Origin of the sequence: Bradyrhizobium rifense (genome assembly GCF_008123425.1) — a bacterium.
GTDB lineage: Bacteria > Pseudomonadota > Alphaproteobacteria > Rhizobiales > Xanthobacteraceae > Bradyrhizobium > Bradyrhizobium rifense.
This window is the reverse complement of sequence record NZ_VSSS01000096.1, coordinates 1-10,944: the sequence shown is the minus strand read 5'-3', so window position 1 is coordinate 10,944 and position 10,944 is coordinate 1. Positions and strand designations below refer to the sequence as shown.

The 10,944-nt window shown below is 60.5% G+C and carries 9 protein-coding genes and 2 pseudogenes; 10 read left to right on the top strand and 1 reads right to left on the bottom strand.

Annotation, left to right across the window (positions count from 1 at the left end):
- Positions 1-24: 24 nt before the first annotated feature.
- Together FXB40_RS45535 and FXB40_RS50630 are read left to right on the top strand one after the other, a co-directional pair.
- Positions 25-693 (top strand): annotated as a pseudogene (locus FXB40_RS45535) (transposase); the annotation flags it as partial.
- 110 nt (positions 694-803) lie between these two features.
- Complete coding sequence (locus FXB40_RS50630) at positions 804-1,196, top strand: alpha/beta hydrolase domain-containing protein (RefSeq protein WP_430648193.1); 393 nt, start codon at positions 804-806, stop codon at positions 1,194-1,196.
- A gap of 532 nt (positions 1,197-1,728) precedes the next feature.
- On the opposite strand, the gene FXB40_RS45530 is transcribed toward FXB40_RS50630, so the two are convergent.
- Positions 1,729-1,968 carry a hypothetical protein gene (locus FXB40_RS45530; protein WP_148778779.1) on the bottom strand — a complete coding sequence of 80 codons (240 nt, stop codon included), beginning with the start codon at positions 1,966-1,968 and terminating at the stop codon, positions 1,729-1,731.
- Between the two features lie 1,129 nt (positions 1,969-3,097).
- Between FXB40_RS45530 and sfnG the strand changes: the two genes are divergently transcribed.
- The 8 genes and pseudogenes from sfnG to FXB40_RS49725 form a co-directional block, all read left to right on the top strand.
- Positions 3,098-4,204, top strand: coding sequence for a dimethylsulfone monooxygenase SfnG (gene sfnG, locus FXB40_RS45525; RefSeq protein ID WP_148778778.1), 1,107 nt, complete (start codon positions 3,098-3,100; stop codon positions 4,202-4,204).
- 171 nt (positions 4,205-4,375) lie between these two features.
- Positions 4,376-5,149 carry an ABC transporter ATP-binding protein gene (locus tag FXB40_RS45520; protein WP_246208355.1) on the top strand — a complete coding sequence of 258 codons (774 nt, stop codon included), beginning with the start codon at positions 4,376-4,378 and terminating at the stop codon, positions 5,147-5,149.
- Positions 5,149-6,039, top strand: a complete 891-nt coding sequence (locus FXB40_RS45515) for a branched-chain amino acid ABC transporter permease (RefSeq protein ID WP_148778777.1) — start codon at positions 5,149-5,151, stop codon at positions 6,037-6,039. The genes FXB40_RS45520 and FXB40_RS45515 overlap by 1 nt, the downstream gene beginning before the upstream one ends.
- A 3-nt stretch (positions 6,040-6,042) precedes the next feature.
- Positions 6,043-7,089 (top strand): branched-chain amino acid ABC transporter permease, encoded by a 1,047-nt coding sequence (locus FXB40_RS45510; protein ID WP_148778776.1) that lies wholly within the window; start codon positions 6,043-6,045, stop codon positions 7,087-7,089.
- Between the two features lie 26 nt (positions 7,090-7,115).
- On the top strand, positions 7,116-8,447 hold the full coding sequence (locus FXB40_RS45505; protein ID WP_148778775.1) for an ABC transporter substrate-binding protein: 1,332 nt from the start codon (positions 7,116-7,118) through the stop codon (positions 8,445-8,447).
- Positions 8,448-8,515: 68 nt separating this feature from the next.
- Positions 8,516-9,310 (top strand): ABC transporter ATP-binding protein, encoded by a 795-nt coding sequence (locus tag FXB40_RS45500; protein WP_148778774.1) that lies wholly within the window; start codon positions 8,516-8,518, stop codon positions 9,308-9,310.
- A gap of 21 nt (positions 9,311-9,331) precedes the next feature.
- On the top strand, positions 9,332-10,528 hold the full coding sequence (locus tag FXB40_RS45495; RefSeq protein WP_148778773.1) for an acyl-CoA dehydrogenase family protein: 1,197 nt from the start codon (positions 9,332-9,334) through the stop codon (positions 10,526-10,528).
- 26 nt (positions 10,529-10,554) lie between these two features.
- Positions 10,555-10,713: pseudogene (locus FXB40_RS49725) on the top strand (ParB N-terminal domain-containing protein); the annotation flags it as partial.
- Between the last annotated feature and the right edge of the window lie 231 nt (positions 10,714-10,944).

The following is a 10,944-nucleotide window of genomic DNA, read 5'->3' as shown; positions in this document are numbered from 1 at the left end:
AGATGTGTATAAGAGACAGGCGACGGTGTGCCACTCAAGGAGATCGTCCGCCGCACAGGACATAGTCGCAATCTGGTTCGCCAAATTAGCCGCGGCGGCGGTACGGATATGTTCCGCACCCGTCAAAGCACCCTGGACGGGCATCTGCCGTTCCTGGACGCGCAGTGGTTAGGCGGCTGTCGCAACGGTGCCGAACTCTGGCGCCGTTTGAAGGGACAAGGCTTCGAGGGATCGCTGCGCGTGGTGGCGGAATGGGCGACGCGACGGCGGCGTGCCGAGACTATCAGCCATCAACAATTGCAGAAGGTCCCCGCCGCCAGGACGATAGCGCAGCTGATGACGACGAAGCGCGACCACCTAACCAAGGCCGAGACCGTCACGCTTGCCGTCATCGAACAAAACGTTCCTATGCTTGCTGATGCCCAAGCTCTCGTTGGCCGCTTCCACGCGATGATCCGAAAGAAGGCCGAGATGGAGCTCGAACCTTGGATTGATGAATCCAAGCGGAGCCTCATTGCCTCGTTCGCGAATGGAATCGCCAACGATAAGGGCGCGGTGCACGCCGCAATTACGCAACCATGGTCCAATGGCCAAGTGGAAGCTCAGATCACCAAGCTTAAGCTGGTCAAACGGCAGATGTACGGGCGCGCTAAGCTCGATCTCCTTCAGGCTAGGCTGATTGGCGCGCCATAAAAACAATCACGATCATCGAATATGCGTCAGAGCCCCAGTCCAACGCCGATTGACAGGCCGAAGGTGTACTCTCTTCACTCCCGCCAGTAATCTTGGACCGAGAAGGATATATGATTTTGGTCCCAAGCGTCGACGAAGACGGGAACGAGTGCGATGGCGTCAAGGCTCCAATGGCAGCGGTTCCCTTGGGAACCTACACCGGTTGGAATATCCTGAAACGGGGGAACGGCCATGGCGCCATCAGTTGGCTAACGAAAGGGAGCTATATCCCATTTCCGGACACGCGCGATGAACAGCGAGCAACGCGCGATCCTCGCAAATCAGTGCTCGAGCGTTATCGGTCGTCCGCTGCGTATGTTCGCAGCCGGCTTGTTACGAAGCGCTTTATGATCGAGGAGGATGTGGATCGTGTCGTCGCAAGAGCTTCCAATTGGGGAAGACCGCGAACCGATGTGAGACTGTCGGCTGACGATTCTGGCGATAGGCGCGAAAACATTGTCTGACGAAAGATGCCGCATGTTCGTTCAGATCGACGGCCTTTGGCCTGATCTTGTCTCTCCCGAATTGACGCCGAACCTCTGCCGCTTGCAGCCGTTGGCCCGTGTCTGATCATGCATATGGAATCGAACGGCTTCGTGGAAGGCAACCGGCAGGAACGCAGGAACGGCGTATGGCGACTTCGTTTGGGTGGCCACTATGCCGGATCGAAAGCCGCCAAGCATTTTGGACCAAGCCGCCGACATCTTCCCAGAGCTCGATCACCTTTTGGCGCAACTCGGTAGCAACAAGGAGCGAATATTCTCTGCCGCGGTCTATCTGTCGGAGCTGAGCCACAAGGCGTCTTTTGACAAAGCTTGTGCACCTGGATCGGCGACGATTCACGCCATTGACCCCAGCGGACCTGCGTAGGCGCGCAAATCGCGTGCCCAGTATCCATCAAAATCGAATCATCTCACGGTTCGCTTCGGCAAGACATCTGTAAATTGTCGCTGGCGCAGGTGGGTACTCATCATGCGAAATAGCCAACGGAGGAGGTCAGTTTGCCCTCCCGTTGGCGCGAACTGCGTCAAGCCAGAGCCAGAGGTCGTCGACGAGGCCGAGCTCATCGCAGCGCTCTTCGACGTAGCGACACCCTAGTTCGATGAACCGATCAGCGCCGTGCGCAGCCTTGAACTTGTCAATCTTCTCCAGATCGAAGGTGATCGACCATCGATCCGATTTGCAATTGATGTCTATGCCAATGTCGTTCACCGCCGCCTCCAGAAGGATCGTCAATCTCTGCCGATCGCGCTCCGATGATATCTCTGCGCGAGGCCAATCAGCCTCTCGTAAGCCGCAAGGTGCGTCGAGGACACACGGATTGGCGGGTTCGCTTGCTGGACCTTCAATCCGGATCCTGTTTTCCATTTCGTCATCGACATCATCAGCGCTGCTTCTATCGGAACTCTCGATTGCTTCAGTGCATATATGCTAGCTGGCGAAGTCGCGACGAAAAGCAGCTTTATGCTTCGTTGTCGCTGCTGCCCATCGCGAAATCAGAACGCTCCATCAGCTTATTCGATCGGTCACGCGAAATCCGGATGGAGGGCCGACTTCCATGCTGTCTGTGCTGGGCTTGGCGGGGAGCTTGTCGTTTATCGGGCGTGTGCGCAAGGCTTTCCAGTAATCGAGGTAGAGAGCTTACGATTCACGCACCACCTTCGCGCCAGGAACGATCGGTTGGCCATCGAGACGTTCATATTCGTTCGACCGCCTCTTTTCGGGAGCGCGCGCATGCCTTTGTTGCTCGCTAAGGCGCCGGCGCACATTGCGCGTGTTGCGGATGTCACCGTGAGTTGGCAAGAGATTTCAACAAACAAACGAAGTTGCATGCGCAGGTCGTTCAAATGCACGATAGATGACGCCGCGACACGCTGGCTCGCGACGTCTCGCTAGCAATTCGCTCAGCGAACAGACGTCAGGTGACAGTCCGCACACGCCGCTTCTCACCGCGCAGCAACAAACAATGCGTTCACTGCGAAATAAGAAAAAGTGATTATCTCCGCACTACGAAAAAGAGTGGGTCTTAGACTCGCGGGGTCGCACATTCTCTGAGAGGATTGATCACCAGGCAATGATGCCGATCAGGGACACTCATGATGCGCAACAACATCTTCGACAAGGTGAGTGGTTCGGTTACGCGCAGAGCTTGTCGATGACTTGTGTTTGTCCTCCTGTTGACGCTGCGCTAGATGCGCGGACGCGATCGCACCGAAGATCGCTGTAGCTCTCCCAAATCAGTAGCCTAAGCGACGGCTTGAATTGCAGCGGCGCGCGTCTGTGCTGAGCGGCACGCTCGGATGTTTCTGCCTGCCTCAAGTCGTCGTCCATTTCGCCGCAGACCTGCTTCTTGAGGGGTAAATAGATGACCGCGAACAACGATCCGATCAAATTCGCTTACTGGGTGCCGAACGTGTCGGGTGGCCTCGTCATTTCATCGATCGAGCAGCGCACCAGCTGGGATATCGACTACAATCGCAAGCTTGCCCAGATCGCCGAGAAGGCCGGCTTCGACTACGCTTTGAGCCAGATTCGCTTCACGGCGGGCTACGGAGCTGACAAACAGCACGAATCCGTCAGCTTCTCGCACGCGCTGCTCGCGGCGACCGAAAAGCTCAAGGTGATCGCGGCTCTCCTTCCCGGGCCTTGGAATCCGGCGCTCGCGGCAAAGCAGATTGCGACCATCAGCCATTTCACCAACGCGCGTGTTGCGGTCAATATCGTGTCGGGCTGGTTCCGCGGCGAATTCCATGCCATCGGCGAGCCCTGGCTCGATCACGACGAGCGCTATCGCCGCTCGGAGGAGTTCATCAACGCGTTGCGCGGGATCTGGACGCAGGAGAGTTTCACGCTCAAGGGCGACTTCTATCGGTTCAACGACTATTCGCTGAAGCCGAAGCCGCTCGATCCACTGCCGGAGATCTTCCAGGGCGGCTCCTCGCGGGCAGCCCGCGACATGGCTGCTCGCGTGTCCGACTGGTATTTCACCAATGGCAATACGCCAGACGGCCTGAAAGCGCAGGTCGACGACATCAGGACCAAGGAAAAAACCTTCGGCAAGAGCTGGCGAACCAGGATCGGCATCAATGCCTTCGGCATCGTTCGCCAGACAGAGAAGGAAGCCAAGGACGTCCTGCAGGAGGTCCTCGACAAGGCGATTCCGGACGCGGTGCGCGGCTTCCACCACGAAGTCCAGAATGCGGGCAACGCCAGCCCCGAGCGCGAGGGCAATTGGGCCAAGTCCACTCTCCAGGATCTCGTTCAGTACAATGACGGCTTCCGCTCGAACCTGATCGGCACGCCGCAACAGGTCGCCGAACGCATTATCGAGCTCAAGCGTGCAGGCGCTGACCTGATCCTGCTTGGCTTCCTGCATTTCCAGGAAGAGGTCGAATTGTTCGGCAAGCATGTGATCCCGCTGGTCCGCGAGCTCGAGGCGAAGGCGCCCGTGCGCGTCCAAGCTGCCGAATAGATTTTAAGGAGAAACAGCCAGGTGTCTGGGATCGCGACAGGGGCGGGCGTGCTTCGTCTGGAGGAGGGTCCTCCAGCCGAACCGATTCATCAATCGACCCGAGAACGCGATAGCGCGACGCAACGCCGCACAGCGCGTGTTGCCCAAACGCTCGCAAGTCCAGCACTTGGATTGGCAAAGATTTCGCTGACATTTGGCGGTGTTGCTGCGCTGCGCGATGTTGACCTGGAAGTTGCGCGGGGCGAGATCCGGGCAGTGATCGGACCAAACGGCGCCGGCAAGAGCTCGTTGCTCAACATCGTCAGCGGGCTTTACCGGCCAGACCGGGGCCAAGTGCAGTTCGGCGAGCACTCATTCGATCAGGTGCCGACTGCGAGGCTTGCCGCCCATGGCGTGGCACGGACGTTTCAGAATCTCGCGCTATTCAAGGGGCTTTCCGTCTTCGACAATGTGCAGATGGGGCTCGCGCACCGCGTGCGCGCGGGATTTCTGCGGCAGATCATGGGCTCGCCCCTGGCGCGGCGGATCGAGGAGGAGAACCGCGCGGCGGCGAAAGAGGTCATCGGCTTCCTGCATCTCGACGACGTTCAAGACTGCTTTGCCGGAACGCTGCCCTATGGCGTTCAAAAGCGGGTCGAGCTTGCGCGTGCGCTGGTGGCTCGGCCAAAGCTTCTGCTGCTAGACGAGCCGTTTGCCGGCGTAACCCTCGCGGAGAAACAGGAGCTGTCGCAGCATGTGCGCAACGCCCGCGACAGCCTTGGCGCCACCATCGTCCTGATCGAGCATGACATCGGCATCGTGATGGAGCTATCCGATCGCGTGGCCGTGCTCGATTACGGGCGGAAAATCGCCGACGGCACGCCAGACCAGATCCGCGCCGATCCGGCGGTGATCGATGCCTATCTCGGCGTCGCGCATGAGGACGATACGGAGCTCGCGGTCTGATGTTCGATTATCAGTTTTTGATTGAGGTGTTGATCGGTGGCCTGCTCTCGGGAGTCATGTATTCGCTGGTCGCGATCGGCTTCGTGCTGATCTACAAGACCTCTGGCGTGCTCAACTTCGCGCAAGGCGCGATGCTGCTGTTTGCGGCGTTGACTTTCGTGAGCCTGGTCGAGCGCGGCACGCCGTTTGTCGCGGCGCTGGCGGCAACGCTGGCGATTATGATCGCGCTGGGCATCGCTGTCGAGCGGACGGTGCTGCGGCCGCTGGTTAACCAGCCGCCGATCACGCTGTTCATGGCAACCCTCGGGCTCTCCTATGTCATCGAGGGTGCCGCTCAGCTCCTGTGGGGCACGCAGGTGCATGGCCTCGATATCGGGATCAGCGATACTCCGTTCGAAGTCGCGGGCGTGCTGATCAGCCGGCTCGATCTGTTTGCGGCAGCGGTCGCAGGCGGTCTGGTCGCTCTGTTTGCGCTGTTTTTCCGCTACACCCGCACCGGGCTGTCGTTTCGCGCGGTAGCTGACGATCAATTTGCCGCGCTTGCGGTCGGCCTACGGCTTCCGCGGGTTTGGGGCGCGGTCTGGGCGGTAGCCGGGATCGTCGCTCTGGTCGGAGGGCTCTTATGGGGCGCGCGGCTCGGCGTGCAGTTCTCGCTGTCGCTCGTCGTGCTGAAGGCGCTGCCGGTGCTGGTGCTGGGCGGCTTCGATTCAATCGCCGGCGCGATCGTCGGCGGACTCCTGGTCGGCGCCATCGAAAAACTGGCGGAGGTCTATGTCGGACCATTCTTCGGCGGTGGCATCGAGGTCTGGGCAGCTTATGTCGTGGCACTCGGGTTCCTGCTAATCCGCCCATCCGGTCTGTTCGGACAAAAGCTGGTGGAGAGGGTGTAGCCAATGGCCCATCTGGCTCGCACCAAAACGGGTCGGCCCACCGCCGAGACGCTGTGGATCGGGATCGGCATCGTGGTCGCCTATGGCGTCGTTCCGTTCGCCGGTTCGGATTATCTGCTGGATGCGGTGCTCACGCCATTTCTGGTGCTGGCGCTGGCCGCCGTCGGGCTGAACGTTCTCACCGGCTATGCCGGGCAGGTCTCGCTGGGCTCGGCGGCCTTCCTCGCGGTCGGTGCCTACGCCGCGTACAATCTTCATCTCCGCGTCCCGGGATTGCCACTGCTGCTCGATCTGGTGCTGGCCGGCGGCATCGCGGCGGCCATCGGCATCGTGTTCGGGCTGCCGAGTCTGCGGCTGCGCGGGTTCTATCTCGCGGTGTCGACACTCGCCGCGCAATTCTTCGTGCAGTGGGCGCTTACCAAATTCGGCTGGTTCTCCAACGACAATCCATCCGGCGTCATCGATGCGCCGGTCCTTCGTATTGGCAGCGTCTCATTCACCACCGCCGCGGAACGTTACGTCTTCTCGCTTACGATCGTAGTTGTCTTGACCCTGCTGACGCTACTGTTGCTGCGCTCCCAATCCGGCCGCAACTTCATCGCGGTGCGCGATCACGAGATAGCGGCCAAGGTGGTCGGCGTGCCGCTGCTGCGCACCAAGCTGCTGGCCTTTGGAATGTCCTCCTTCCTCATTGGCGTTGCCGGCGTGCTCTGGGCGTTCGCGTACCTGCGCACTGTCGAGCCGGCCGGCTTCAATCTCGATCGCTCGTTCCAGATCTTGTTCATCATCATCATCGGTGGGCTCGCCTCGCTGCGCGGCTCCTTTATCGGCGCGGCGTTCATTGTGGTGTTTCCGCTCTTGCTGTCGCGTATCGGCGCCGCCTTGCTCGGCCGCGTGTTTGATTCCGGCGTGCTGGAGATGAGCCAGCACATCGTGATCGGCGCACTCATCATCGTCTTTCTGATCGCGGAGCCACGCGGGCTGATCGCCCTGTGGGACCGCGCCTGGTCCGCCGTTCGGCCGGCCAGGCGCCCGACGATACCGACTTGAAATTTGCCTAACCCAAGGAGCTTGCAATGAACATGTTCAGACGTCTGAAGGTGACGATGGGCGCGGCACTTGCCGTCGGCCTTGCCAGTACGCTTGCGGTGCACGCCGACGAACAATTCTTCCCGCTGCAGAGCTATCGCGTCGGTCCCTATGCTGCCGGTGGCACCGGCTTCTTCGGCGGTTTCATCGATTATCTCAATCTGATCAACATTCGCGATGGCGGTGTCAACGGCGTAAAGGTGACCTGGGACGAAGGCGAGACCCAGTACGAAGTCGAGCGCGGCGTCGAGGTCTATGAGCGCCTGAAGAGCCGTCCCGGGACCGCGGCCTGGAACCCGCTGTCGGTTGGCATTGCCTATGCCATGATCGACCGCATCACCAAGGACAGGGTGCCGCTGATCACGATCAATCATGGGCGCACCGACTCGACCGACGGCCGCGTGTTCCCTTACGTTTTTCCGCTGTTGCTCAATCCCTACAGCGAGACGTCCGGTATGGTGAACTACCTTGCGTCAAGAGAGGGCGGTCGGGACAAACTCAAGGGTAAGAAAATCGTCGTGCTCTATCACGGCTCGCCCTACGGCAAGGAGACGATCCCGATCTACAAGCTGCTTGCGGACAAGTACGGCTTCAGCCTCGAGCAGATCGAGGTCCCGCATCCGGGCAACGAGCAGCAATCGCAATGGCTCTCGATCCGTCGAGCGAAGCCGGACTACGTGGTGCTGCGCGGCTGGGGCGTGATGAATCCGGTGGCGTTGAAGACCGCGCAGAAGGTCGGCTTCCCAGCTGACCACATCATCGGCAACGTCTGGTCCAACTCCGAGGAGGACGTCATTCCCGCCGGAGATGCGGCCAAGGGCTATATCGCGATTACGACCCAGGCCTCCGGCGCTGAATATCCGGTGCTGCAGCAGGTGATCAAGGCCGTCTATGGCGCGAACAAAGGCAATCTCGATGACAAGAAGCGAATCGGCAGCGTCTATCATAACCTCGGAATCGTGAACGGTATCCTCAATGTCGAGGCGATCCGGACCGCGCAGGCCAAGTTTGGCAAGCGCACCCTGACCGGCGACGAAGTCCGCTGGGGCTTTGAGCACCTGCAGCTCGATCCGGCCCGGGTGGAGGCACTGGGCGCGAAAGGCCTGTTCCACTCGATCAATGTGACTTGGGACAATCACGAGGGCGACGGCCGCGTCACCTTCCAGCAGTGGGACGGCAGCAAGTGGAAGGTTGTGTCGGATTGGATTGCGCCGGATTGGGCGTTCCTCCGGCCGATCATCGAGAAGTCGTCGACTGCCTATGCCAAGGAGCATGGCATCAAAATCCGCGCCTCCGGCGAGGATCCCGTGAGCCAATAGCGCAACGCAACGCTCGGTACCTGCGGGCGCCGTCGGCTCCCGCAGGTCTCAGAGGGGATGGATCAGGCATGAGTGACGTTCTGCTTTCGGTCGAGGGATTGGCCGCAACCTACAATCACGCCATCCGCGCCGTGAACGACGTCTCGCTCTCGGTTCGGCGCGGTGAGATCGTCGCCGTGCTCGGCGCAAACGGCGCGGGTAAGTCGACGACACTTCAGGCGGTCTCAGCGCTCTTGCCGGCGCGGCGCGGCCAAGTGGCTGGCGGGCGCATTGTCTTCGATGGCCACGACATTGCATCCGCATCGCCCGCGAAGCTGGTCCGGGCTGGGATCGTTCCGGTGCTTGAGGGCCGGCATTGCTTCCGCTCGCTGACGGTGGAAGAGAACCTCATCACCGGTGCTATTGGCCGGGACGCTAAGTCTCGCGTGATTCGCTCTGATCTTGACCAGGTCTATGAGCTGTTCCCGCGGCTGAAGGATCATCGCGGGTCGATCTCCGGGCTCACCTCGGGTGGCGAGCAGCAGATGACCGCAATCGGCCGCGCCCTGATGTCACGACCGCGCCTGTTGGTGCTCGACGAGCCGTCGATGGGGCTGGCGCCACTGGTGGTCCAAGGCATTTTCCGGGCGCTGAAGCAACTCAACCGCGAGCAGAATCTCTCGATCCTCATAGCGGAACAGAATTCGAGGGTCGCGCTTCGTTTCTCCGATCATGCCGTCGTCCTTGAGAACGGCCGCAGCGTGCTGTCCGGCGCGTCTGACGCGTTACGCACCCACGACGACATCAAGGCGCTTTACCTCGGCGGCTCGCCGCAAAGTGACGTCGGCGAAAAGCCGCGTATCCATGCCGTAGCTGGACTTTGATCGACACAGGAGAGACTGACCATGATAACCCCCAATCTGGTGCGCAAGATCGATGAAGACGTCTATTCCCGACTGGATGCCGCAATCGATGCGACCGTCAAGGTCAACGCCGATCGCAACGATCTGGACAGCCGCTTTCCGAGAGAGAATCTCAAAGCGTTGGCGCAAGCCGGCTGGACCGGCGTCTTGAATGAAACACGGTTTGGCGGCCTTGGCCTTGCTCATGTCGATTTCGCGGAAGCCGCTTACCGTATTGGACAGGCTGATGCATCGACCGGCCTCATCTACGTCATGCATGTCGGCGCGGTCCAGACGATCAATCTGTTTGGTAGCGATGACCAGAAGGAGCGCTGGCTCAAGGCGAATAACGGAGGTCTGCTTGGCACATATTCGACCAGCGAGCGCGCCACCGGAGGACACTGGTGGTATAACCTCTCCGAAGCATCACGCGATGGCGACAACTATCTGCTCAACGCCGAGAAATCGTTCACGACAAGTTCCGGTCAGGCCGATTTCTATGTGGTGCAGACCCGCACCCCTGGCGCCAAAGACCAGGCCGACATCATCTTCTTCATTGTCGACGGCAAGTCTGAAGGTATCGAATCCAGGCCCTGGGATGCCCTCGGTGTGCGCGCCAATCACTCGGGTCCGATCCGCTACACCAATGTGCGGGTGCCGCAGCGGGATCGGCTCGGCGCAGAAGGGCAGGGAAAGGAGATCATCTACGACGGCGTATCGCCGGTCTATCTGATCGGGCTCGGCGCTGTCTGGGAAGGGGTGGCCCGCGGCGCCTTGAATGCGGCGGTCAAGCACGCCACGAGTTTCGTGCACAAGGATCGGAATAAGAGTCTATCCGACTATCAGGCAATCCGGCAGGAGCTCGGCGCGGCCAAGGTCCTGGTCGAAACGTTACGGCCGTGGCGCCTCGAATTGGCAGCAAAGCTCGACGAGCTCTGGCGGGCCGGCAAGCCGCAGAGCGAAATCCTGATCCCACTGACCGAGTTCAAGGTTCACGCCGCCGAGGTCGCAAACAAGGTCGCAGCAGCGGCACTGACCGTGACGGGAGGCTATGGCTATCATCGCGGGCCGATCGAGCGTTCCTTCCGCGACGCGCGCGCAGCCATCGCAATGGGACCCTCGAATGTGATTGCTCGGGACTGGATTGGCAAATCGCTGGTCGGCCTGCCGCTCGAGCTGTTCTACGAAGGGGGAGAGTAGTCTGAATCCGCCGGCCAGACCCACGAGAGATCCCGGCCGGCGGGCGCCGCTATCGGCCTTGGAGCTGCTGGTGAAGCAGACGCGCCTGGCCAAGGGCGTCGGTGCCTTGCATCGTTCGCGATCCGGCGACCGACATTCCCGGCGAGGACGACCCGCTGGCCGAGAACATCCAGCGTGCGCCGCTTTTAGGTTCTGTGTTCGAACTGTCCTGTTAGAGTCGTTTGGCTGTCATCGTGATGGTTCATATCCGTGGGGCATTTCGAGGAGGGCACACAGACGTCCGAGTCAAGCGTTCCCGCAGCGTAGCGAGGACAACGCTTGACGCGGCGGCGACACCACAAACTAGTCAAATGGTTGCAGGCGAAGTCCTGCAACCCTGCCACGTGGCGAGCGGGAGAGCGCGAGGGGAACCCCTC

Coding starts and splice junctions, on each gene's coding strand:
- FXB40_RS50630 (WP_430648193.1), top strand. CDS start 804: ATGATTTTGGTCCCAAGCGTCGACGAAGACGGGAACGAGTGCGATGGC.
- sfnG (WP_148778778.1), top strand. CDS start 3,098: ATGACCGCGAACAACGATCCGATCAAATTCGCTTACTGGGTGCCGAAC.
- FXB40_RS45515 (WP_148778777.1), top strand. CDS start 5,149: ATGTTCGATTATCAGTTTTTGATTGAGGTGTTGATCGGTGGCCTGCTC.
- FXB40_RS45510 (WP_148778776.1), top strand. CDS start 6,043: ATGGCCCATCTGGCTCGCACCAAAACGGGTCGGCCCACCGCCGAGACG.
- FXB40_RS45505 (WP_148778775.1), top strand. CDS start 7,116: ATGAACATGTTCAGACGTCTGAAGGTGACGATGGGCGCGGCACTTGCC.
- FXB40_RS45500 (WP_148778774.1), top strand. CDS start 8,516: ATGAGTGACGTTCTGCTTTCGGTCGAGGGATTGGCCGCAACCTACAAT.
- FXB40_RS45495 (WP_148778773.1), top strand. CDS start 9,332: ATGATAACCCCCAATCTGGTGCGCAAGATCGATGAAGACGTCTATTCC.